This is a genomic window from Pseudobdellovibrio exovorus JSS (genome assembly GCF_000348725.1).
GTDB classification, from domain to species: Bacteria; Bdellovibrionota; Bdellovibrionia; order Bdellovibrionales; family Bdellovibrionaceae; genus Pseudobdellovibrio; species Pseudobdellovibrio exovorus.
In genome coordinates this window covers 440982-463384 of the sequence record NC_020813.1, presented here as the reverse complement: position 1 = coordinate 463384, position 22403 = coordinate 440982, and the positions used below count along the sequence as shown (strand labels likewise).

The window sequence follows — 22403 nt, the reverse complement described above, 5'->3', positions numbered from 1 at the left end:
TATCGGAATAAATTAGCTGAATAATCTGACTGGGTAACTAAATGGACTGACGAATACAATTCGCCACAGCTATCGGGTTATCGCACCACACGCGATGACCTGAATCTATTGGTACGACTTCCTGTAGGCACCCCTGCTCATGCAAGTTTTGAGCAGCATTTAGATATTTCGTATCGCGATGACCTACGATCCAATGAACTTTGTGTTGATGTTCTTTTACGACCTCAGCAAAGCTTTGCTGACGCCCTACGGACCACAGATCAAGGCTTTGCTGAAGTTTCTGTAAATCATAGTCAGACTTGTGACGTGCCGGCTCTTGCAGAGAGCCTGCAAAGACCGCTTGCGCATTCCACTTCTGCAAAAACAAATCCCATGACGACTCGGATATCTGCTGAGCCCACCGCTGATCACTCGCAATTCGCTGCTGGCGTTCCTCGTAGGCACTTGTAGGCAAGCCCACATTAGTCGAAAGGAAAATATAAACATCAAATAAGTCCGAGTGATTCAACAGCAAATGAAGCCCCAATCGGCCTCCAAGAGAGTATCCCACAAAAATTCTCTTTCTTGATTTGATATCTTGGGTACTGAAACTTTCACTCTGCCTCTGCTGAATCTGCACGGCCAGTTCTGATGTATACGACGACAGATCCGTTATCACAGACGAATCCTTGGAAAACAAATCCAGTGCGTGAAAATCGACAGAGTCCTTTAGCTTTTGTTGAATTTGATTCCAATCAGACGATTGACCTAAAAAGCCATGCAAAGCAAAGACGAAAGGCTTTACACCTGACGACACTGTTGATCCCACTCATTCCAGAAAGCCGCGGTCTGAGACGCATCTGGAACTAATTCAATAATGTTTTTTGCAGACGTCAGGCGATCAATCTTACGAATATCTGCAGAGTTGGCAACCAACTCATAATGCCAGTTCCACATTTTAGCCCATGAATCAAAGTGCACACTGTGCGCATTAATAAAATCATCACTTTTGAAAACGCGATTAAAAATTTGGCCACCGCTGTTGTTGATAATCACGATATTGCGTTGTCCGCGATCTAGGTGTGGAGATAGCCCCAATGCGGCTAAGTCATACATCGCCGTCAGATCACCGATCACACAGAAGGACTTGGTCATCGTCTGCGACCACCCCAAATAAGTTGAAACTTGGCCATCGATGCCATTGGCTCCACGATTCGCTGCCACCTGAGTCGATTGAACTTGTGCATATTCATCCCAATGACGAATCGGCAACGAGTTACCTAAATACACTGGGCTCTGTCTTACTACCTGCGACAACCGGTGGACCATCGCCTGTTCACTTTGCGGATACTTTACAAGAAGATCCTCTTTAGTCTGATTCAACTGCATGTCCCATTGACGAATCTGAATCAGATTTACGAAAGGGAATGTTGCTGGCGCTGTCATTTTTTGAATATTAGCTAAAGCCGAACTACGTCCTAAACCAGAAAACAAAGACGGCGTGTAGTTCATTACAGGAATATGCTTAAACTCTTTTTCAAGATCACGCCAAAAGCGTGTCGTCGGAACCCCACCGATTCTGATCACGGAATCACATAGCTTTTGGCTAAAAACTTTCTTCAAAAGCTGCTCAGAAGACGTAATCAAATAACTTTCTATACCCGCAGCATTTCTTAAATGACTCAAAGATTCCGCGTAAACAGGTGCTTTCACACGAGCCACAAGGTTTTTTACTTGCTCGCGATAAGGCTCATCCACTTCACCGATTAACAATAGTGGTTGCTTCATGCGATCACCAGGAGACTCTGATCCGGCAGCCGTTACATCTTCAGTAAAAGGCTCTAATTTCACTTCCACTTTGCCACCACTAGCTTTATCAATTAGTGGTTCATCAAAACAGACGTTTAAGTGGATTGGTTTTTTCTGACTCCAAGCAAAGTTAAATGCTGGTGTTTTAACATCTAGATCATAGGTCGATTCAACGTAATGGGAAAATATCCCTACCTGTTCGATACTCTGCGGGGCGCCACTACCACGATAGAAACGAGGGCGATCGGCTGTGATCAAAATCAGGGGTAAAGACTGATAAGTGGCTTCTACTGCCGCTGGCAATAGCTCCGCAACAGCAGTGCCTGATGTAGTCATAATCGCCACGGGTTTTTTCTGCGATTTAATCAGTCCTAAAGCAAAAAAAGCGGCACTTCTTTCTTCGAAAAAGTTAATGACCTTAAACCCTTGTCCCTGCAAGGCCAGCACCATCGGAGCATTACGAGCCCCCGCACACACGATGACCGTTTCTGTTTTGGCCAGCTTCAGAAAAGAAAAAATATGCAAAGAAAGATCAAAATTCGTCAATTTAATAACCCCAACATTTTCTTCACTGAATCACGCTTACCTTGAAGTTCATCCAGTTCTGATTGGTAATGACTTTCAGAGGTCACTCCGCAACCAGAGAAAATCTCAACACCCGTTTTAGTGAACATCAGATTTCGAATACTGACCACACATGAAATTTGGTCTTCTTCGATTAAGGCAAAAGGCGAAGCAAAGTATCCTCGCTCTTGTTGTAGACTAAATTTTTTAAATGTAGTGAACGCTTCTTCCGAGCGCGGGTACAATCCCATAGCCGCTGTCGGATGAAGACTACGAATCACATCAAAGACTTGATCACGCTTGGAAACTTCTAATTCAAAATCCGTCATCAAATGCAACAAGTACTTCAGCTCCAGCACATCTGTTTCCCCCTGTAGAACCTGAGGGTGAAAGTTTAACCCTTGCAACTGTCTTTCAATATCATCAATGACGATTTGATGTTCTTGTATGACTTTTTGGTCATTGACGATTTCATCAAAAGCTCTCGGTGTCTTGGGATAAGTTCCAGCTAAAGCCACTGTCTTCAATTGCAAATCCGCTTCGTTCCACTGAACCAAAACCTCTGGTGTATGTCCGACAAAACCTTGTCCCTCGCTGAAAAAGCCGTAGGACCAACCAAAGATACGATCCGCAATCAACTTTTGCATACACCACAAGAGGTTTTCTTCAGAAAAGTTCACATCGCCTTGTTGGCGTATAATCGGAACAGTTTTCTGTAGTTTATTTTCAGAAAACATTTGTTGGCTCCAATCAAACTGAGCCTGAAACTGTCCTGCGTTGACATTTTTCCACTGAATCTCGGGACAGACGCCCTTAGACAAAGAAAGAAAACCTATAAATTCTTCTCGGCTCAGGATGTATGCAGCGTGGGCTTGATAGACATCCTCTATGGGAGCGCTTTGTGCATTTATTGTAGCTGAGCCCATAAAGTCCCAGAATTTCGGCATATAAAGCCACGAGGCTTCTTTTGAAGACTTAATATCCAGCAGCGTGTGCCGTGTAAACGGCCCCACCAGTAATTTAAACAAATCAGGCCCTATTTGCAGGAAGGCACCGCATGCTAAAAAGTCTTTCAAGTTCTGAGCGGTCATGATACTTTCTCTTACCATATTTCAGTTTTAATTGTGATACGAAAACTGGGGTTTTGGAATTTAAATCTGGAATTAATCTGGAGTTCAAAAGTAGGCTGGAATTAGAAGTATGACAGTACAGATCGGTGAAATTCAAATAGGTGGTCCCCGCTTTACTGTGATCGCAGGCCCTTGCTCTATCGAATCTGAAAACCAGTTTTTATCTACGGCTAATGCAGTAAAAGACTCTGGCGCTAGTATTCTTAGAGGCGGCATCTGGAAGATGCGTACGTCTCAAAAATCCTTTCAAGGCCTTGGAAGTGATTCTTTTGAATTTATTCAAAAAATCAAAGCGCAGGTTGGACTGCCTTTAATCTCTGAAGTCACAGATATTCGTCAGATCGAAGAAGTGTCACATCTTGTCGATGCTTTTCAAGTCGGCGCTCGCAATATGCACAACTACGCCCTGTTAAAAGAATTGGGCAGTCAACCAAAGCCAGTTTTGTTAAAGCGCAGCTTTTCAGCTTTTATTGACGAATGGTTAAAAGCCGCTGATTACGTTTTAGCTGGAGCAAAAGCTCAAGTTATTCTGTGTGAACGCGGAATTCGTACATTTGAAACGGCGACACGCAACACATTAGATCTAAATGCCGTTGTTTATGCAAAAAAACATACAGGCTTACCTGTTATTGTCGATCCATCCCACGCTGTAGGCATTGCGGACCTTGTGCCGCAACTTTGTTATGCATCTGCGGCGGCTGGCGCCGATGGGCTTATTGTTGAGGTTCATCCTAACCCTGTAGAAGCTCTATCTGATGCAGATCAGGCACTTAACTTCGAAACCTTTGACAAAATGATGAAACAACTCGAAAAAGTATTAAACGCTTTTGATAGAGGACTAAATAAGGCATGAGTCAATCACCGAACCCAGAAATCATTCGCTCGATGTTTTCAAAAGTTGCTGCGAATTATGATCGGGCCAATTCGGTATTATCTGTCGGCATCCATCACCTCTGGAGAAAAAAACTAGTTCGCCTTTCTGGCGCAAAAACTGGCGACAGTGTTTTAGACTGCGCGACAGGAACTGGTGATCTGGCTATCGCTTTCAAAAAAACAGTGGGTCCAACAGGAAAAGTGATCGGAACTGATTTCTGTGTGGATATGTTAGAAAGTGCTCCGGCTAAAGCTCAAAAGGCAGAATTAGACATCCAGTTTGAACAAGCAGATGTCACTCAGCTTCAATATCCAGACAATCAATTTGATATTACCAGCATTTCATTTGGTATTCGCAATGTGAGCGATCCAGTAAAAGCCCTACAAGAAATGGCCCGCGTAACCCGCCCTCAAGGACGTGTTATGGTGCTTGAATTCGGACAGATGACCACTCCGGTGATCAAAGATCTGTACAACCTCTATTCCGAAAAAGTACTGCCAGCCCTTGGGGGTATCGTCACAGGCCAAAAAGAGGCCTATGATTATCTGCAGAAGTCCTCTGCAGCCTTTCCTTGCCGTGAAAATTTTTTAGATTTAATGAAGAAATCAGGGGCGTTTTCTGAATACAGTTTCGTTCCAGTTAGCTTCGGTATAGCTTACATTTACATCGGGGTCGTTAAGCCGTCCTGATCTATTTGCTTTTAGAGGGGTTTTATGAGAGCGAATGTTTTGCTTCTGTTTGTGATCCTTGCCAGCTTCCAATGGGCATCTGCCCAACAACTTCCTCTTTATTACGGACAAGACTTCTTAGTCCAATACCATGAAAAATCATTACGCGATCAAGAACTAAAACAAGAGCTTTATCGTATTATGAGCAGCGGTCACGTTAAGCAAGGCTCACGCCCAGATGTGCTTATACCAAATTGTAATTCTGGTGGCGGTCACGATTCACCTTGCCGCGAACACCGCTCATTGGGATACGATGGCGCCCGTAAAAAGCTTTTCGGAGAACTTCATCTAGAACAACTTGATAGCGGCGAATATGCTGTTGAAGACGTTTATTGTGAAAAAATATTTACAGATCGCGATTTTGGCGGAGCCCCAACACTAGGACCAGACAAACTTCCTAAATCTGGAAACATCATCAATACAGAGCACACTTGGCCACAAAGCCGCTTCGGTGGCGCCGACAGACATCTACAAAAAGCGGATTTACATCACTTATTCCCAACTGATTCACAAATGAACTCAACGCGTAGCTCATTGCGCTTTGGTGATGTGATCCATGATCGTGAAACTCTTAAATGCCCTCATAACCGCGTTGGTCGTGGGAAACGCGGTGGCGAAGATGTTTTCGAAGTTCCTGATACACAAAAAGGAAATACAGCTCGCGCGATTTTCTATTTTGCAACTCGCTACAAACTTTCAATCAATGCAGCCGAAGAAGAAGCATTACGTGCATGGGACAAAGAAGATCCTGTGGATGCAGAAGAGTTTGAGCGCAACAATAAGATTGAAGAGCTACAAGGAAATCGCAATCCTTTCATCGACTTCGCGGACCTTGTTGATCAAATCGATAGCTTCCGTTCTGTTAATGCTTCTTTTTACGAACCAGAAGATAATTAGTCGTAGAAATCTCTACAGAAACCGGAGTAGCTAGTCCTAGCTACTCCATTTGTTCTTCATCAGTTAAATCTGAAAATAAATCAAAATCGCAAATGCAATAAATAAGAAACATGCTGTTATACGCACAGCTTTCATTGGTATTTTACGTAAAAGACGAGGCCCCAAAAATACGGCTAAACCATCGGCCACCATCATTCCCAGCGTAGATCCTATCGTCACGGCCACTACCGAATTAAACTTGGCTCCTAATGCCACTGTAGCCAGTTGGGTTTTATCCCCCATCTCGGCTAAGAAAAAAACGACGAGTGTGGTTAAGAAAGCTCCGTAGTTTTTTCTTTCATCCAAGCACTCTTCTTTATCAGGAATCAGAATCCAAAGACCAAATCCGACAAACAGAGCGATCAGTCCCCACTTTAAGACTTGCGGGCTCAGCCAACTGGCGACCATCTCTCCGGCAAATGAGGCTAAACCATGGTTCGCCAAGGTCGCCACCAGAATGCCCGCCATAATGGTCCACGGCTTCCGAAAACGGGCCACTAAAACCAAAGCGATGAGTTGGGTTTTATCCCCCATCTCACTGGCTAACACGAGTAAAAACGATTGAATTATGGATTCCAAAACAGCCTCCAAAAAATTTAAGGCTGTGGTACTGCGAAACGCGAGACACTACAGCCATATTAATATGACTCTAGTTAGTCTCGCCGACAGTTTTGAGGCTGCTAAGAAACCGGGGTACATCACCCAGTTTGTCGATTTCTTATCTTCTAAGAAGTTGGCTACTCCCTAACAATTTGAATTGAGTATGCCGATAAATTTTGAAATGCGCAAGGCCGGAATTGAATACAGAAAATAGACTCCGATTTAATTCACTGATTTTCCAGCTTAATTAATAACTTAACGAATACGATCTAAACGACTCCACAACACATGGTCCGCTAAAACTAACCATGTCATCGCTTCTACAACAGGCACAGCACGGGGAACAATGCAGGGATCATGACGGCCTTTCTTCGCTGTATCTTTAATCGAGGATGTCGGTTTAAATCCCACACTGAAATCTAAAGGCTCACCCGTCGTTAAACCACCGCGGATACCGCCATAGACAGCCGACTGCAGATCTTGATGGAACTCTGTACCCTTACTGCGAACGGCTTCATGGCCGGCTCCAAACTCAAAAGATGTGGTGGCCCCTATACTGAGCATCGCTGAAGCTAAATCCGATTTAAATTTATGAAAAACAGGCTGACCTAATCCTGCAGGAACATTTTTTACAAAAGTCCGAACTGTGCCGCCATAACTTTCACCAGCTACTTTCGCTGACTCGAGTAACTGCACAGCCTCATTGTTTAATTTTTCATGTGGCAAACGAGTTATATATTCATCTACATTCACTTTCCAAATCTGCTCTGCATTTTCAGTCAATTGAAGATGTGCAATCTGTGACGAAAATGATTTCACCTGCAATTGAGGTAGCAACTGCTGACACAACATCTGCGCCACTGAGCCCGCCAATACACGCGCCAGTGTTTCACGCCCTGATGAGCGTCCACCCCCTCGGTGATCTACATGTTGAAACTTAGTTTTCCATGTGTCGTCGGCGTGACCAATACGTGGACTGTGCTGAATAGACTCATAATCTTGTGAGCGCTGATCTGCATTGCGAACCAGAATACAAATTGGCGTACCGAGTGTTTTTCCGTCAAAAACTCCACTGACAACCTCTGGAGCATCAGCTTCATTCCGCGCTGTTGTCACAGAGCTTTGACCTGGGCGACGTCGTTGCATATTACGCACTAAAAGGTCTTGATCAAAAACAACTCCGGCAGGACAGCCTTCAATCACAACTCCTAAAGCCACGCCATGGCTTTCTCCGAAACTGATCATTTTAAATATTTGTCCAAAACTATTTGCACTCATACTTGCTCCCAGAATTTTTGCTGATGTAGCGCTTGCACTCGAAACATTTCAAGTCCCGAGGTATAACGAATCTTCTGATTTACTGCAAACTCTAACCCCATTGAATGGTCAACATAGTTTAAATCAAGAACTTCTTTAAACTGTAACTTTTCGCTTGGAAATAACGTCTTTTCTAAGCGCGGTGCTGCCCATATCAAGACATCAAATTGGGTCGCTTCACCTAGATGCTGTGGTTCTTGTTCGTTTTTATAATGATTCGGATCACGAACTTTACCCGTCTGACTCGAGTAGCTGATTGCCTGTGGTAAAACTTCTTTCATCATTTGCAGAGTTCCACCGCCACCCCAAATGGCCACATTGGCGTGATTAGACAACTGACGAGTTAAACTTTTAAATCCTTCTAGATCCGTATTGTGTGCCCACCAACCATCATTTTTCAACATGAGCGTATTCGCAGCCTGTAACTTCTGAGACACTGGCGACGGATTCTTAGAAATCTGCAAAGCGATTTCTTTCAATGGAGACGTCACCGCCGCATATCCCAATTTTAATTCAGATAGAAAACTGTGGTGCTGCAACAGTTCATCTTCATTCAAACTCACACGCGTAAAAAATGTTTCCCGCTTATGAAAAAACTCATGGTGCTGCGTAGGCGATCGCGAAGCATGTACTGGTCGTCCTAAAACAGCCGCCCATTTCTGTGGTGCCTCAGGCGGTAAACTTAACCACTCAAACCAACTGGGCTGATCGGACATCTCGGTACGACTTTTAATAAAGTTTAAACTCTGCCAATACGAAGATAGCTGACGAAACCATGGCCATCTGCCAATGCTTGAACGCGGTAGAAAGCTGCGATTCTCAGGGTCCTCTTGCTGCCAACGATAACCCGTAATGAGTCCGTCAAAACTATCCACCAAAGAGCTTAACTTTAAATGCCCTTTACCGACAAAAGGCTCTAGCTGCTGAATGGCGTAGTTAATATGATCTTCGTGACAAGAAATAATCTGACTGCCTTCACGATAATAATGAATATCTGTATCCAACATGTGAATACGCTGCCAATTCAGTTCCATACCACTACGAACTGATACCAGCCATTCATGCCAAGGGTAACGCTCTAGCAAAGACTCAATTTGCTCGGCCTCTAACAGATCTGTTCTTAACTCTATCTTAGAAAAATTCCGTAAGAGCTGTTCGATGAATGGAAGCTCTTGTGCCGTTAAGGTGTAATATGCATTTTCGACATTGAAATCACGACGTAAAATAGAGCCCTCGATAGCATGAGCTGCGGGGCCAGCATCTTCTATGCCTTCCGGCATGTGGTAGACCCAATCCGCCGCTTCGATGTAACGATTTTCCCTTTGATGATACCGCTGATAATACTCTTCTAATAACGACACGTCTGTATTTAAACGGGGACGATCTAGAAAGATTCTTCCATCGGAATCACTTAAGCGGCGCACAAGAACAACCTCAATATCATTCGGGATAATGCTCACATCAAAGCCCGCACCCAAAGAAATCACAAAGTTCGGTTGGGCTGTAATTCGAAGAAAAACCTCTTGCTCAACTTGGCGAAACTTCACTTCACCTACGCGTGTGAAATAGTCACTGAGTGGTTCACCGACGTAATTTTCAATTTCTAAATCTAAATCCAAGTGAGGAATTTGTGGGAAAATTTGATTAAAAATTTGACTGTGACGTTGAAGCAGAGCTGTTTTTCCCGTGCCCCGATGACCAATGAATACACGCTTCATACGACCAGCTCCACGTCCCGCCAGAAGGTAGGATAACTTTTATTCACCACTTCCGGTGTTGAAATCTGAATAGAATATCCCGCCAGCTTTAAAACTGCGGCGGCCATGGCCATCCGATGATCATGTTCAGGATTGAACACTGTCGGTTGTTGTGGACTTTGCGTCGAGCTTCTTCCCCAAATTTTCATACCATCCGGTAAAACTTCATAACGGAATCCATAAAGCTGCAGCAGCTCCGCAGTCTTCGCAATGCGATCTGATTCTTTATGACGTAAATGAGCCGCTCCAGACAAAATAGATTCGCCTTCAGCTAAAGCACACAACACCGCCAAAACCGGAAACAAGTCCGGTGATGTGTTCAGATTTGCACTGACTCCCCGCCATGTTTGCTGTTTTTGTACCTTTAACTGACCTAAGGACTCTTGATAGGAAATTCCCATTTGCGTAAAGAGCTTTAAAAAAATCTGATCTGGTTGAGTGGAGTTCGCATTCCAATTCGTAATTTCTACATCACCATTAACAACTGCTGACGCCACTAAAGAGAACGCAGAACTCACATCTGGTTCTGGTTCGATCTCAAGTACAGATGCTTTTTGCTTGGCTGGTATAAGGATTTGTAAAGAGTCTGCTGTATCCGTCACTTGCAACTTCATCCCACTTTTTTGTAAAAGTGAAATCGTCATTTGCAAATAGGCAAAAGACGTTAGCGGCTTTTTAACTTCGACTTTTAGTTCTTGATCGAGGTTCCATGCACTTAATAACAACCCCGATATAAACTGACTCGAATCTTCTGCCGCCACCTGTACTGAGGTGCGTGGATCTAATAACCAGCCATTTGATTTCAGATGAAGTCCGTCGTCCCGCAGTTCAGCTTGAACCCCCAACTGTTTTAATATGAGCAACAACTCACCTTGAGGGCGCGCAAGTAAGCGTGCGTGAGCTTTTACTAAAAACTCACCCTGATAACGCGAAACTAGGAAAGAAAAAAAACGAAAACTTGTACCACCTAATCCCAAATCAAATTCGTGCAAGGACAAAGACAGGTCGCGAAGGGCGCCTTGTAAAGAGCGTACATCGTCTGAATCTGCCGTTGCTGTTAACTGTGTTGTGGGATTGAAGTGCTGCATCACCAAAGCGCGATTCAGCCATGACTTAGAGGTGATGATTTCGCCCTTAAAGTGAAACATCGGCTACTGCCCTTTGCCGTTTTACTTCTTGTAAAATGTCAGACAGCTTTACTTTCTGACGCAGACAACGTCCTATTTTTTGAATAAAAATAAAGTCCATTTCGGATGCTGATGTTAATTTTTTATCTTTAGATAAAAGTGCCTTGATCTTTTGGTCAGGAATCTTTGATAACGCCTGATCTAAATCCATCTGGAGATTTAAAGACTCAATGACTAAAGCAATTCGGAAAAAATCTTTTTCTGACAACAGCCCGCGATGGCGACTCCAACGGGCAGCAAACTGCATCCCCATCAGCACCGCTAAACCATGGGGCCACTGGAAGTGACTTTCAAACACATGCCCCAATGTGTGTCCTAAGTTGAGAAGACGACGATGACCTTTTTTCTCTAAAGGGTCCTGCTGTACGATTTTGTATTTCAGCCCCACAACTTCTGGTAACTTCTTAAAAAGTTGTGTGGAACTTAAAACTCCATGTTGGTTTTCAATTTCTTCGAATAATTTTTTATCCGATAGCAAAGCAATTTTGATGACCTCACCCATGGCTTCCGTCAATCGAGCTTGCGGCTGTGTTTTCAATAAGCTTTCACACAGATAAATTTTCTGTGCAGGATAGAAAGTTCCAATTTGATTTTTAGTATTTAGAAAATTGAGGCCATTCTTTCCACCATGAGCCGAATCTACAGCGGAAAGCCATGTTGAAGGAATTTGTATCAAGCGACGACCACGCAAGTAGGTGCTGGCTAAAAAACCAACAAAGTCACCGACACTTCCCCCGCCAACAGCGACGAAAGTCAGCTCTGTGGATTGGGGAATTTGCATCTGATTCAGTTTTTTCAATGTGGCGTTTAAACTATCTAAAGTTTTTAGCTTTTCGCCTGACTTCAAGGGCACACGGTAGCGAAAGCTTTGGCTCCAGCGCGCAAATGCAGGATAACGAGACAAAATAGAGTCAAATACCAAGACCGTTTCAATCGGAAATAGCTTACGTGCTGGTAAAACTGACAAGTATTCCGTCGTATTTTGAATTGGGGCCGATCTTATATAGGCACTCATATAAGCCTTCACTCTTTTCTTCTGCGCCTGTCTGCGTCAACAGAGAGGCCTACTATTTACCGATATAAGCTGAACACTATAATATCGAGAGGCAAAATTCTAGCGAAATTATAGAGAGGAACCCTATGGAAAAAATTAAAGTAGCCAATCCCGTTGTTGAACTAGACGGCGATGAAATGACCCGCATCATCTGGAAATACATCAAAGATAAATTGATCTTACCTTACTTAGATCTTGAGATTAAATACTTCGATCTAGGCATGGAATATCGCGATCAAACTAACGACCAAGTTACTGTTGATGCCGCTGAAGCCATTAAGAAATACAATGTTGGTATCAAATGCGCGACGATCACTCCTGACGAAGCTCGCGTAAAAGAATTCAACTTAAAACAAATGTGGAAATCACCAAATGGAACTATCCGTAATATCTTGGATGGAACTGTTTTCCGTGAGCCGATCATCTGCAAAAACGTACCTCGCCTAGTCCCTAACTGGACAGCGCCAATCTGTATCGGACGTCATGCGTTCGGTGACCAGTACCGCGCGACTGATTTCGTGACTAAAGGAAAAGGCAAATTGACGATCACTTTCGAAGGTGAAAACGGCGAAAAGATTCAACACGAAGTTTACAACTTTAAAGGTGATGGCGTGGCTTTGGCTATGTACAACACAGATGAGTCGATCAAAGGTTTCGCGCGCTCTTGCTTCAATACAGCTTTAGCAAAAAAATGGCCTTTGTATCTTTCAACTAAAAACACCATCTTGAAAAAATACGATGGTCGCTTCAAAGATATCTTCGAAGAGATCTACCAAACTGAGTTCAAAGCTAAAATGGATGAAGCTGGTATTACGTATGAACACCGCTTGATTGATGACATGGTTGCCAGCGCATTGAAATGGAATGGTAACTTCGTATGGGCTTGTAAAAACTACGACGGAGACGTTCAATCGGATACAGTAGCACAAGGTTTCGGTTCATTGGGCTTAATGACTTCTGTTCTAGTAACTCCAGATGGAAAAACTATCGAAGCTGAAGCCGCTCACGGAACAGTGACTCGTCACTACCGTATGCACCAACAAGGCAAGCCAACGTCAACAAATCCAATCGCTTCTATCTTTGCGTGGACTCGTGGTTTAGCTCACAGAGCAAAATTAGACAACAATCCAGCATTAGATAAGTTTGTAACAACTCTTGAAAAAGTTTGTATCGAAACTGTTGAGTCTGGAAAAATGACAAAAGACTTAGCTGTATGTATTTACGGCGACAAAGTGACTCAAGACCAATACTTGAACACTGAGGCTTTCTTAGAAGCTATCGACAGCAACTTGAAAAAGGCCATGGCTCTGTAAGTAAGTTGCGTTCATCATGAACCAATAAAAAAGCCCTCTTTACGAGGGCTTTTTTATTTCTAGTCATTCAATTTTTTATAGAATCTTTTTTAAATTGAATCTGCTGTCTTTAAATTATTTTTCTGAGTGAACTACTTTGTAAGCGCAAGCTCCGATAATCGCACCCACAATTGGCCCTACCCAAAATAACCATACTTGCTGTAATGCCCATCCACCAACAAAGACTGCTGGCCCTAAACTACGTGCGGGATTTACCGATGTGTTCGTCACTGGAATTGTAACTAAGTGGATTAAAGTTAATCCTAAACCGATAGCCAAAGGTGCAAATCCTGCCGCTGCTAAACCGATCGTCACTGCCGGATTCAAGTGGCAGCCAGAAACCGAGCCGATCGCATAGGCCATAGTGACAACGGTCAAACCGAAAGCCAGCGAAACGCCATGCAGTCCAATTCCGACTTCAGGAAATGCTGCGGCAAGAACTGCGGCTCCACATCCACCTAGAACCAACCATGATGTTCCTATAACTTCAGCTAATAATTTTTTAAGATTCATTCGATGCTCCTCTTGTTGTTATGAGTTAATCGTACGAGTTCAGTTCCACTCCGATAAGCGTAGTTCCATTTAGAAACTCCCAAATTCAAACTGAAATTTCACTTTGGAACCGCCAAATCCGTGATGGTTATGCTTTCCGGCACTTTATTGCGTTTAAAACAAAGCTCAATTTGGCACAGACTTTGATATAGGAAACTTCATTACAAATGATGATCTTAGGTGTCGGGGGTTTTATGAAGTCAGTTCTTATTTCAATTTTAGTTACCATTGCAGCTATCAATGTTAAAGCTGCTAATAATTTCCGCATGCAAGAAAGTGGCGAAGCTTATGTCTTTGCTCAATTGAATGTCTCTTCAATCGATAAAACATTAAATCAGATCAACCCTCGCTTTCAATCAGTGACTGGTGCCAATGTTAAATTGAGCGCAAAAGAAATTTTATTGGTTGTTAATAAGGCAATGCCTCGTTGCGCCCCAGGTATGATGTGCATCCAAGTGATGCCAGCTCCATTGCAAATTAAATTGGCGATCGTAGATATCCAACAAACTCCATGTTCTGTACAATATATCGCACGCGGAACGACTCAAGGTCTTAACGAAGAAATCATTGTTGAAGACTTCAGTAACTCAACTTGTGAAATGGTTTTGAACTCTATCGGAACTGTTACTTACACAGCTGAAGGTATTTCTTCTGCTAGCCAAACACTTGAATCTGCAACAGCGGTATTCTCTGTACAAAATGAATTCATGCTTCCAGTAATGCCTAAGGCAATCCTTTAATCTTGATTAAACGACTTTTCCAGATTTTCAAAAAACAGGTCGGTTCCACCCCTCGGACCGACTTAAAAAATGCTCCTCCCGATAACAGCTCTCCTGAAACTCCCCTGATTCCAGAAAAAGACTATTACATAGATACTAATGGTCTTTACGTTTTTACAGCCGACTACCTCAAAAGACGTGGTTATTGCTGTGACAATGGCTGCCGCCACTGTCCTTACTAGCTGTATAAGATTTTTCCGCCCTCTGCCTAACCTTACATCGCAGTCCTGATTTGATACGCTCATAACGCCTATACTTAAGTGGACCTGTGAATACGGATTGCAATACATCTGGATATGCGAAAATTTAAACGAGTTGATTTACACTCTCCGTGCGTCCTGTTGTTGAATGGCAAAGCTGTTAAATCCCTGATGCTGAACTTCTCACGCATGGGAGCTGGCATCAGCACCGACTTCGCCTTACCACAAAAAAAATATGTCTCGTTGGTTTATAAAAATGAAAAAGATGAAAGCATTCGTATGTTGGCCTATGTGACCCATAGCTCGTTTATAGATGGAAAATATATATCAGGATTACAGTTCGTAGGAATCGAAGGAAGATCCGCTAGCTAAACGAAAAGGAGCCCCATGGGCTCCCTCAGTCCTTAGCTCTTTAAGAGCGACCTCTTAGTTTAGGGTCTAATTGATCGCGCAATCCATCACTCATCAACTGCGTCGAAAGAATTAATAACAATAAGCAGATACCCGGCATTGTCATCAACTGTGGAGCCGTTTGAATAAATGTCTTCGCATCACTGAGCATTGTGCCCCACTCAGGATACGGAGCCGGAATACCCAAACCCAAGAATCCTAACGCTGCTGTATTTAAAATAGCCTCACTACAACAGACCGCGGTCTGAACCAAAATAGGCGTCGTACAGTTTGGAAAAATATGCGATTTGATAATACGGAAGTTTGAAGCACCTAAGGCTCGGGCTGAAACCACATAGTCCTTGCTAGATTCTACTAGGGCGGCACTCCGAACCAATCGGTACATCAAAGGAATCGACACCAAGGTCACGCTGAGGATTGTATTTAAAACACCCCCACCTAAAACCGCCACAACAAATAAAGCCAAAAGTAAACTTGGCATCGCTTGAATGGCACTCATGATTTGAACGATGGTCTGATCCACGCGGCCACCGAAGTAACCTGAAATCACACCTAAAGAAGCCCCGATAACGATCGAGATTCCACCGACCAATACGCCAATACCCAAAGACAACTGGGCTCCAACCAAAAGACGGCTGAGCAAATCACGCCCTAAATCATCTGTACCCAACCAAAACTGAGTCGAAGGTGGCAATAAAGAGGCTCCGTCAAAAACCTCTTGGTAACTGTAAGGAGTCCAAAAAACAGCAACCACGGCTACAAAAACAAAAAATGAAAATAAACTGAAGCCAATCAAAAAACTTCTGTTCTTAAAAAGTTTTTTCATTACAGACTCTCTTTTAGTTTTGGATTTACTAACTTAATAACTTCGTCTGTTAATAAGTTAATAACGATGATGATCAACATAGAATAAAAAAGTCCTGCTTGTACCGCTGGATAGTCACGGGCCTCGATACTTTTAATAAGCCAGCGCCCTAGGCCCGGCCAAGAAAAGATCGTTTCGGTCATAATCGCACCCGTTAGAAGCTGTCCGAAAGCCAATCCTAACGCCGTTAAAATTTGCGGAAGTGCATTCTTAAAAATGTGTTTGAAAATCACTTGGTAGGGCTTCAAGCCTTTAGCGCGGGCTGTACGGATATAATCTTCTTTTTGAATATCAATAAACGACGAACGCGTTACACGTACGATCAAGGCCAAAGAAATCGTACCCAAAACAAAAGCTGGCAAAACCAAGTGTTTCAACGCCGAAAAGAAAGACATTTTGTCGTCAGACAATAAAGAATCAATTAAGAAGAAACCTGTTCGATAAGGCACATCGTATTCAAAACCGATACGACCTGAAACTGGGAACCACCCCAAACTGACAGCAAAGAAAAAGATAATGATCAAGGCCCACCAGAAGATCGGCATGGCAAATCCCACAGTAGACAAGCTCACCGCTCCGTAATCCCAAATCGAATTACGCTTCACCGCCGCTAAAACCCCTAGAATCATCCCGACAATTGCTGACCAAAGAATAGCAAAGAAAGCCAACTCAAACGTTGCCGGCCAAAGAACTTTAAACTCGCTAATGATCGGCTGTTTAGAAACAATCGATTCACCAAACTCGCCACGTAAAGCATTACCAGTGAAAATCAGGTATTGCTCAACGACAGATTTGTCTAAACCTAGGTTCTTTTTCATTTCGGCTATGCGCTCTTCAGAAGCTCCACGCTCGCCAATCAGATTCTGTACTGGATCACCCGGAATAAGTCTGATGATCGAAAAACTCATCAGACTTAAAAATAGAAATGAAAAAAGTAATTTTAAAAACTTATTTAAGATCGACACTGTAGAAGTTCTCGTGGCCGAATGGATCGATTTTATAACCCACAACTTTATCTGAGATAACACGATTCAATCTTGAATGAGCGATTGTGTACCATGGTTTTTGTTTGTTAAAAATGACCTGTGCTTTTTCATAAAAGCCTGTACGCACTTTTTGATTTGAGTCTTCTTTGGCTTTGATCATCAAAGAATCAAATTCTTTATCACACCAACGAGCATTGTTACTTCCCGTTTTTACAGCAGCACAACCCAATAGAACGTTCATAAAGTTATCTGGATCGCCGTTGTCACCGTTCCAACCCAATTGCAACATCTGGTGTTCACCACGACGAGATTTTTCTAAGTAGATTGGCCAGTCGTAAGTGACTAGTTTTGCTTTGATACCGATTTTCGCTAAATCGGCCTGCATCAACTCACCTAACTTTTTACCATTTGGCAAATAGGCGCGAGACACTGGCAATGTCCACAACTCAGTGTCAAAACCTTTAGCATAACCAGCCTCTGCTAAAAGCTTTTTAGCTTTTTCAACATTGTACTCGTGTGAAGGAATTGATTTATTGTAAGACCAGATTGTTGGAGGAATTGGGTTCTTCGCCGCCACACCTTGTGATCTGTAGATAATATCAATGTATGATTTTTGATTAAACGCTAATGAGATCGCTTCACGTACTTTCAAATTATCAAAAGGTTTCTTTTGAGTATTGAAAGCAAGATAAGAAACATTCAACCCTTCAGTCGAAACTAATTTGATATTTTTAGCTGCATTGATTTGGTCAATATCTTGTGGTTGTGGTTCGCTCATAACGTGACACTCACCTGATTTCATCTTTTGTAGACGAACTGTTGAGTCTGTTACGATCACGTATATTAAGTTTTCAATTTTTGGTTTACCTTTGTAGTACTCATCAAACCCACGGTAGCGAACCACTGAGTCTTTTTGGTAAGATCTGAAAACAAATGGACCCGTTCCAACCGGAGCTGTTTCTAAAGTTTTCAAACCACGGCCTGATTTAACCAATGACTGCGCGTACTCTTCAGACATAATGCTGGCAAAATCCATCGCTAAGTTAGCCAAGAATGGAGCTTCTGGACGACTCAAAGTGAAAACCACAGTATGGTCATCTACTTTTTTAACATCAGTAATCAACTGATCTAATTCCATTGAGTGGAAGTACTCATAATTGGCTGCAGGCACTGTTAATGGATGCTTTTTGTCCAACTGCGATTTGAACGTGTAAAGCACGTCATCCGCATTGAATGTACGCGTAGGCTTAAAGAAAGCGTTTGAGTGGAATGGTACATTTTTTCTTAATTTGAACGTGTAGGTCTTTTTATCCTTAGACACGGTCCATGACTCAGCTAAACCTGGTTCGATTTCTGTAGAGCCGTACTTGAATTCAACCAAGCGATTGAATACGGTTTGGGCGCTAGAATTCATACTCACCCCGTCTGTAACCAATTGCGGGTTGAATGATGAAGGCGAGCCTTCCATACAAAAGACAAAATTTTGTGCAGCAAAAGCCTTAACGGAAGCTAAAGCTACCAATGATATTAATAATGTTTTCATATCAGATCCTTTGTTGTATTTAGTTTCTGCGGTAGAATGGCACAGGAATGAATCTTCTTCAACTTTACAATGCATCTAAACAATACGGGTCAAAGCTGCTTTTTGATCAGGCTCAGTTCTCGGTGAACGAGAATGAACACATTGGCGTTATTGGCCCAAATGGTGCAGGAAAAACCACACTTTTTAAGGTCCTTGCCGGCGAAGAAACCCTAGATTCAGGCGAGGTCACAAAAGCCCATAACCTCAGAATTGGCTACTTGGAACAAGAGTCCGATTGGACGCTTAATCAAGTGGCGGAAGAGTACCTCGCGGAAAAGTGCATTAAGCCTATCTGGGACCTCAAACAGATCGGTAAAAGTATCGGCCTCACAGAACAGCACTTCCAGCGCCCTTTAACTGAGCTCAGTGGCGGGTATCGCATGCGCATGAAGCTCGTCTATCTGATCGGTCTTGAGCCTGACCTGATGTTACTGGATGAGCCCACGAACTTCTTGGACCTTGAAAGCATCTTGGCCCTAGAGCAATTTCTACAAGACTACAAAGGCGCTTTCTTACTGATTTCCCACGACCGTGAGTTCCTCAGAAGAACCACAGAACACACACTCGAGGTCGAAAGCGGTAACATCGTCAAATTCCCCGGCCATATTGATGACTACTTTGAGCAAAAAGAAGAGTGGCGCCAATTGGAAGCCCAGCAAGCGGCAAACCAAGAAGTGAAACGTAAGCATTTGCAGTCATTCGTCGATCGCTTCCGCGCAAAGGCCACTAAGGCAAAGCAGGCACAAAGCCGTTTGAAACAATTAGAAAAAATGCAGCCGATTGAAATCAAAGCTCTGCCTGTGCGCACGCGTATTCACATGCCAGAGCCTATTGCCACAGGTAAAGAGGTCGCTTCTTTACGTGAAGCCAACTTAGGTTATGGTGATCACTGTGTTCTAAGAAACGTCAATCTCTCGTTTGAACGGGGAAATCGTTTCGGAGTCGTAGGTTATAACGGGGCCGGAAAATCCACTCTTTTAAAATCCATTGCGGAACGCCTGCCGCTATTAAGTGGTGAACACAAACTCGGACACAATGTCTCGTTGTCTTACTTTGCTCAGCACTTGACCGAAGAGCTTCTTGCTGAAGACACCATCTTGGATTCTTTGCAAAGAAAGGCCTATCACGACACCACAGCACAAGAGATCTTGAATATCGCCGGCTCTTTATTATTTTCAGGTGATGATATTCACAAAAAAATCAAAGTGCTCTCAGGCGGAGAAAAAACCCGCGTGGCCCTAGGGCAAATTCTGCTGCAAAGAAAACCATTTCTGCTGATGGATGAACCGACAAATCATTTAGATTTCGATACAGTTCAAGCTTTAGCCGTTGCTCTGACGGAATTCAAAGGCACGCTGGTTGTCGTCAGCCATGATCGCAGCTTTATCAATAAAGTCGCCACACGTATTATCGAAATTCGTGATGGCTTTGTTGAAATCTACCCTGGAAGCTATGAAGACTATTTGTGGAGTTTGGAAAAAGGCGCCCTCAAAGAGCGCTTTGCCGCCAATGCCGCAGAAGCTGCGAAAGCCACGTCCCCAACCACAAGTAAGCCTGAAGCCAAGTTTAACTATAAAGAACAGCAGAAGAAACTCTCTTCAGAGGCCAAAGAACTTCAGCGAAAGATTTTGAAAACAGAAGAGATTTTATTCAATTTAAATAAGAAGCTCGAAGAGCTGAACAATCAGCTCTTAACCGCACAAGGGGCGCAGGCCCAACAGATTGCTATCGAATCTTCAGGAGTCTCTCAGCAGATCAATCAAACGGAAGAAATCCTATTAGAGCATATGGAAAACCTAGAAAAAAAAGAGGCCGAGTTACAAGAACTCAGCCTCAATAATCGCTAGGTATTCACTATTAATTTAAAGACGCAATTACATAAAGGCGATGGCGAAAGTGAACATCGGAATCACTTCCCTATGAGTTGCACTGGCCGAACTCGTAACACCGCTAACTGTTTGCTCTGAGTACGAAAAGTTTTTGAGTGCCATCAAAAGACCGATGTAAACACTGGAGGTCACTTTGGACAACATGCCCACATCCACTTCATACCCATTACCTTTAGTGTACTCTAAAGCACCTGCTTTATATTTACTGGTTAAGTAGTAATGCAAATTGATAAAGAAATCTTTCTGAGAATAATAACCTAAAGACAATCCAGCACTGTTACGTTGAGCATCCGAAGAGTCGTTTGAGGACAGCGAGTAAATAGCACCATAAGCCCAACCTTTTTCTACACGCATCAAGCGAAAATCCGTATCTGTCATTTTCAGTTTCGATTTCACACCATTGTCATCGTAGTCGCGATCCATGTAGATCGTGTTAAGGGAAAAGACTGTTGATTTTGAAAGATCAGCTTGCGCTGCTCCGGCCACCAAGAACACCAATAAAAAACTTATCTTCTTTTTCATGGGCTCATCTTAATCATTTACGTCAGCACTGAGTAGTCTAGGAATGCCCTACCATTGAATCGGCTCTTTACCTTTAGACTTAAGCCATGCATTCGCCTTCGAAAAAGGTCGTGTGCCAAAGAAGCCCCGATGGGCTGAAAGAGGCGACGGATGCGGACTCGCAAGGACCAGATGCTTTTTCTTATCGACAAAAGCCGCTTTTTTCTGAGCGTAGGCTCCCCATAAAACAAAGACCACATGGTCACACTCTTCATTGATGACAGAAATGATTTTGTCTGTGAAAAGTTCCCATCCTTGATTTTGATGAGACGCCGCTTTGTCTTTTTCTACAGTAAGTACACTGTTCAGCAACAGCACGCCTTGTTCTGCCCAACGAGTCAGGTCCCCAGATTTCGGCAAATCAATTTTCAAATCTTCTTTTAATTCTTTGAAAATATTTTGTAAAGAGGGTGGGAAAGGCACACCTTCAGGAACTGAAAAACTCAAGCCATGGGCTTGTCCCACTCCATGATAGGGATCTTGCCCTAGAATAACCACTCTGACTTTTTTCACATCTACAAGATCCAGAGCGCGAAAATAATTTTGTGTAGCAGGAAAGATGATTTTTTTATTTTGATATTGTTGAGTCAGAAAAAGTTTGAGCTTTTTCATATGCTCTTTCTCGAATTCACCTTTTAAGTACTCAAGCCAACTATTAGACAATTTTATCTGTGACATAGGTTAATATAATATACTGACCTAGGTTGAGACACATCTCATTATAGGTTGAGTCTAAGACAATTTTTTAAAAACTCATTTATTAGACTTTTTAAAAATCGGCCTCAATGTTAAAATATAAGTAATTCTAATGCTCAGAAAGGCAGGTGCAGTATGTCTCAAAATTCAAACTTTCTGAAAAACACCCTTGATTTGCTGGAAACAGATCCCGAGGTTAAGGCCTATATCTACCAGCAAATTCTTGAATTTAATCCGTTCGTCACTCCCGAGACAGTGGTCATGGTGGTGGCTCGCGACCCTCAAGTTTCTTATCTTTCCGAGCGCACGGGCGAAACCGAAGAAGTTGAAGAATATGCTGACTTAGAAGCCAGCTCTATCGCTGAAAGCTATCGTTATCGTCTGGCCATTGTTTTAAAAGATGGTGAATCCTCGATTGAAGCCGAAGCTTTCCACAATGACATCTTCGAAGCCGTTCGTATGGCTAAAGAGGGACTTATTGAAAAGCTGATTGAGATTCAAGAGGAAATAGAAAATCCTGTTGATCGTATCAACGCGATTAAAGAAGCCAGCGACAATACACAGATCCACTAGGGAGTCTGCAGCGCCAACACTA

23 protein-coding genes are annotated in these 22403 nt (G+C 43.0%); 9 read left to right on the top strand and 14 right to left on the bottom strand.

Annotation, left to right across the window (positions count from 1 at the left end; genetic code table 11):
• Positions 1–37 precede the first annotated feature (37 nt).
• From A11Q_RS02415 to A11Q_RS02405, 3 genes are read right to left on the bottom strand one after another with little or no spacing between them, the layout of a single operon-like run.
• Entirely contained in the window at positions 38–796 is a 759-nt protein-coding gene (locus tag A11Q_RS02415) for an alpha/beta fold hydrolase (protein ID WP_015469195.1), read from the bottom strand.
• A complete protein-coding gene (gene menD, locus A11Q_RS02410; RefSeq protein ID WP_015469194.1) occupies positions 781–2334 on the bottom strand; it encodes a 2-succinyl-5-enolpyruvyl-6-hydroxy-3-cyclohexene-1-carboxylic-acid synthase in 1554 nt (517 codons plus the stop codon). Before menD ends, A11Q_RS02415 begins: the two co-directional genes overlap by 16 nt.
• Entirely contained in the window at positions 2331–3443 is a 1113-nt protein-coding gene (locus tag A11Q_RS02405) for a chorismate-binding protein (protein WP_015469193.1), read from the bottom strand. Before A11Q_RS02405 ends, menD begins: the two co-directional genes overlap by 4 nt.
• Positions 3444–3552: 109 nt before the next feature.
• Here A11Q_RS02405 and aroF point away from each other — a divergent pair, with 109 nt between their 5' ends.
• The 3 genes from aroF to A11Q_RS02390 are packed head-to-tail and all read left to right on the top strand — an operon-like array spanning position 3553 to position 5981.
• Complete coding sequence (gene aroF, locus A11Q_RS02400; protein WP_015469192.1) at positions 3553–4335, top strand: 3-deoxy-7-phosphoheptulonate synthase; 783 nt, start codon at positions 3553–3555, stop codon at positions 4333–4335.
• Positions 4332–5045 carry a bifunctional demethylmenaquinone methyltransferase/2-methoxy-6-polyprenyl-1,4-benzoquinol methylase UbiE gene (gene ubiE / locus A11Q_RS02395; RefSeq protein ID WP_015469191.1) on the top strand — a complete coding sequence of 238 codons (714 nt, stop codon included), beginning with the start codon at positions 4332–4334 and terminating at the stop codon, positions 5043–5045. Before aroF ends, ubiE begins: the two co-directional genes overlap by 4 nt.
• 24 nt (positions 5046–5069) lie before the next feature.
• Positions 5070–5981: an endonuclease I family protein gene (locus A11Q_RS02390; RefSeq protein WP_015469190.1), complete on the top strand. Its 912-nt coding sequence runs from the start codon at positions 5070–5072 to the stop codon at positions 5979–5981.
• Positions 5982–6044: 63 nt separating this feature from the next.
• Here the strand turns inward: A11Q_RS02390 and A11Q_RS02385 are convergent, their stop codons facing one another.
• The 5 genes from A11Q_RS02385 to A11Q_RS02365 form a co-directional block, all read right to left on the bottom strand.
• Positions 6045–6599, bottom strand: a complete 555-nt coding sequence (locus A11Q_RS02385; RefSeq protein WP_015469189.1) for a TMEM165/GDT1 family protein — start codon at positions 6597–6599, stop codon at positions 6045–6047.
• 276 nt (positions 6600–6875) lie between these two features.
• Positions 6876–7898, bottom strand: a complete 1023-nt coding sequence (gene aroC / locus A11Q_RS02380; RefSeq protein WP_015469188.1) for a chorismate synthase — start codon at positions 7896–7898, stop codon at positions 6876–6878.
• Positions 7895–9655: a shikimate kinase gene (locus A11Q_RS13315; RefSeq protein WP_015469187.1), complete on the bottom strand. Its 1761-nt coding sequence runs from the start codon at positions 9653–9655 to the stop codon at positions 7895–7897. The genes aroC and A11Q_RS13315 overlap by 4 nt, the downstream gene beginning before the upstream one ends.
• Complete coding sequence (locus A11Q_RS02370) at positions 9652–10842, bottom strand: 3-phosphoshikimate 1-carboxyvinyltransferase (RefSeq protein WP_015469186.1); 1191 nt, start codon at positions 10840–10842, stop codon at positions 9652–9654. Before A11Q_RS02370 ends, A11Q_RS13315 begins: the two co-directional genes overlap by 4 nt.
• Entirely contained in the window at positions 10829–11896 is a 1068-nt protein-coding gene (locus A11Q_RS02365) for a 3-dehydroquinate synthase (RefSeq protein ID WP_015469185.1), read from the bottom strand. The genes A11Q_RS02370 and A11Q_RS02365 overlap by 14 nt, the downstream gene beginning before the upstream one ends.
• 125 nt (positions 11897–12021) lie before the next feature.
• Between A11Q_RS02365 and A11Q_RS02360 the strand changes: the two genes are divergently transcribed.
• Complete coding sequence (locus tag A11Q_RS02360) at positions 12022–13248, top strand: NADP-dependent isocitrate dehydrogenase (protein ID WP_015469184.1); 1227 nt, start codon at positions 12022–12024, stop codon at positions 13246–13248.
• Positions 13249–13362: 114 nt separating this feature from the next.
• Here the strand turns inward: A11Q_RS02360 and A11Q_RS02355 are convergent, their stop codons facing one another.
• A complete protein-coding gene (locus tag A11Q_RS02355; protein ID WP_015469183.1) occupies positions 13363–13800 on the bottom strand; it encodes an aquaporin in 438 nt (145 codons plus the stop codon).
• A 233-nt stretch (positions 13801–14033) separates the two neighbouring features.
• Between A11Q_RS02355 and A11Q_RS02350 the strand changes: the two genes are divergently transcribed.
• The 3 genes from A11Q_RS02350 (at position 14034) to A11Q_RS02345 (ending at position 15190) form a co-directional block, all read left to right on the top strand.
• A complete protein-coding gene (locus A11Q_RS02350; protein WP_148284920.1) occupies positions 14034–14579 on the top strand; it encodes a hypothetical protein in 546 nt (181 codons plus the stop codon).
• Between the two features lie 2 nt (positions 14580–14581).
• The gene (locus A11Q_RS14050; protein ID WP_083860466.1) at positions 14582–14800 is read left to right on the top strand and encodes a C1orf53 family protein; all 219 of its coding nucleotides are present in this window, start codon (positions 14582–14584) and stop codon (positions 14798–14800) included.
• 114 nt (positions 14801–14914) lie between these two features.
• A complete protein-coding gene (locus A11Q_RS02345) occupies positions 14915–15190 on the top strand; it encodes a PilZ domain-containing protein (protein ID WP_015469181.1) in 276 nt (91 codons plus the stop codon).
• Between the two features lie 40 nt (positions 15191–15230).
• On the opposite strand, the gene A11Q_RS02340 is transcribed toward A11Q_RS02345, so the two are convergent.
• The 3 genes from A11Q_RS02340 to A11Q_RS02330 are packed head-to-tail and all read right to left on the bottom strand — an operon-like array spanning position 15231 to position 18623.
• Positions 15231–16055, bottom strand: a complete 825-nt coding sequence (locus A11Q_RS02340) for an ABC transporter permease (RefSeq protein WP_015469180.1) — start codon at positions 16053–16055, stop codon at positions 15231–15233.
• Complete coding sequence (locus A11Q_RS02335; RefSeq protein ID WP_015469179.1) at positions 16055–17002, bottom strand: ABC transporter permease; 948 nt, start codon at positions 17000–17002, stop codon at positions 16055–16057. Before A11Q_RS02335 ends, A11Q_RS02340 begins: the two co-directional genes overlap by 1 nt.
• Before the next feature lie 40 nt (positions 17003–17042).
• Entirely contained in the window at positions 17043–18623 is a 1581-nt protein-coding gene (locus A11Q_RS02330; protein ID WP_015469178.1) for an ABC transporter substrate-binding protein, read from the bottom strand.
• A 47-nt stretch (positions 18624–18670) separates the two neighbouring features.
• On the opposite strand from A11Q_RS02330, the gene A11Q_RS02325 reads away from it, so the two are divergent.
• Positions 18671–20509 carry an ABC-F family ATP-binding cassette domain-containing protein gene (locus A11Q_RS02325; RefSeq protein WP_015469177.1) on the top strand — a complete coding sequence of 613 codons (1839 nt, stop codon included), beginning with the start codon at positions 18671–18673 and terminating at the stop codon, positions 20507–20509.
• 27 nt (positions 20510–20536) lie between these two features.
• On the opposite strand, the gene A11Q_RS02320 is transcribed toward A11Q_RS02325, so the two are convergent.
• A complete protein-coding gene (locus A11Q_RS02320; RefSeq protein WP_015469176.1) occupies positions 20537–21073 on the bottom strand; it encodes a hypothetical protein in 537 nt (178 codons plus the stop codon).
• A 48-nt stretch (positions 21074–21121) separates the two neighbouring features.
• Complete coding sequence (gene ung, locus A11Q_RS02315; RefSeq protein ID WP_015469175.1) at positions 21122–21790, bottom strand: uracil-DNA glycosylase; 669 nt, start codon at positions 21788–21790, stop codon at positions 21122–21124.
• Positions 21791–21943: 153 nt separating this feature from the next.
• Here ung and A11Q_RS02310 point away from each other — a divergent pair, with 153 nt between their 5' ends.
• Entirely contained in the window at positions 21944–22381 is a 438-nt protein-coding gene (locus tag A11Q_RS02310; RefSeq protein WP_015469174.1) for a hypothetical protein, read from the top strand.
• Positions 22382–22403 lie beyond the last annotated feature (22 nt).

Excerpts from the sequence above, each read along its gene's own strand:
- A11Q_RS13315 (WP_015469187.1), bottom strand. The coding sequence starts at position 9,655 with ATGAAGCGTGTATTCATTGGTCATCGGGGCACGGGAAAAACAGCTCTG.
- A11Q_RS02355 (WP_015469183.1), bottom strand. The coding sequence starts at position 13,800 with ATGAATCTTAAAAAATTATTAGCTGAAGTTATAGGAACATCATGGTTG.
- A11Q_RS02370 (WP_015469186.1), bottom strand. The coding sequence starts at position 10,842 with ATGTTTCACTTTAAGGGCGAAATCATCACCTCTAAGTCATGGCTGAAT.
- A11Q_RS02345 (WP_015469181.1), top strand. The coding sequence starts at position 14,915 with ATGCGAAAATTTAAACGAGTTGATTTACACTCTCCGTGCGTCCTGTTG.
- A11Q_RS02320 (WP_015469176.1), bottom strand. The coding sequence starts at position 21,073 with ATGAAAAAGAAGATAAGTTTTTTATTGGTGTTCTTGGTGGCCGGAGCA.
- A11Q_RS02340 (WP_015469180.1), bottom strand. The coding sequence starts at position 16,055 with ATGAAAAAACTTTTTAAGAACAGAAGTTTTTTGATTGGCTTCAGTTTA.
- A11Q_RS02390 (WP_015469190.1), top strand. The coding sequence starts at position 5,070 with ATGAGAGCGAATGTTTTGCTTCTGTTTGTGATCCTTGCCAGCTTCCAA.
- A11Q_RS02365 (WP_015469185.1), bottom strand. The coding sequence starts at position 11,896 with ATGAGTGCCTATATAAGATCGGCCCCAATTCAAAATACGACGGAATAC.
- A11Q_RS02335 (WP_015469179.1), bottom strand. The coding sequence starts at position 17,002 with ATGAGTTTTTCGATCATCAGACTTATTCCGGGTGATCCAGTACAGAAT.
- A11Q_RS02325 (WP_015469177.1), top strand. The coding sequence starts at position 18,671 with ATGAATCTTCTTCAACTTTACAATGCATCTAAACAATACGGGTCAAAG.
- aroF (WP_015469192.1), top strand. The coding sequence starts at position 3,553 with ATGACAGTACAGATCGGTGAAATTCAAATAGGTGGTCCCCGCTTTACT.
- ung (WP_015469175.1), bottom strand. The coding sequence starts at position 21,790 with ATGTCACAGATAAAATTGTCTAATAGTTGGCTTGAGTACTTAAAAGGT.
- A11Q_RS02405 (WP_015469193.1), bottom strand. The coding sequence starts at position 3,443 with ATGACCGCTCAGAACTTGAAAGACTTTTTAGCATGCGGTGCCTTCCTG.
- A11Q_RS02330 (WP_015469178.1), bottom strand. The coding sequence starts at position 18,623 with ATGAAAACATTATTAATATCATTGGTAGCTTTAGCTTCCGTTAAGGCT.
- A11Q_RS02350 (WP_148284920.1), top strand. The coding sequence starts at position 14,034 with ATGAAGTCAGTTCTTATTTCAATTTTAGTTACCATTGCAGCTATCAAT.
- A11Q_RS02310 (WP_015469174.1), top strand. The coding sequence starts at position 21,944 with ATGTCTCAAAATTCAAACTTTCTGAAAAACACCCTTGATTTGCTGGAA.
- A11Q_RS02360 (WP_015469184.1), top strand. The coding sequence starts at position 12,022 with ATGGAAAAAATTAAAGTAGCCAATCCCGTTGTTGAACTAGACGGCGAT.
- ubiE (WP_015469191.1), top strand. The coding sequence starts at position 4,332 with ATGAGTCAATCACCGAACCCAGAAATCATTCGCTCGATGTTTTCAAAA.
- aroC (WP_015469188.1), bottom strand. The coding sequence starts at position 7,898 with ATGAGTGCAAATAGTTTTGGACAAATATTTAAAATGATCAGTTTCGGA.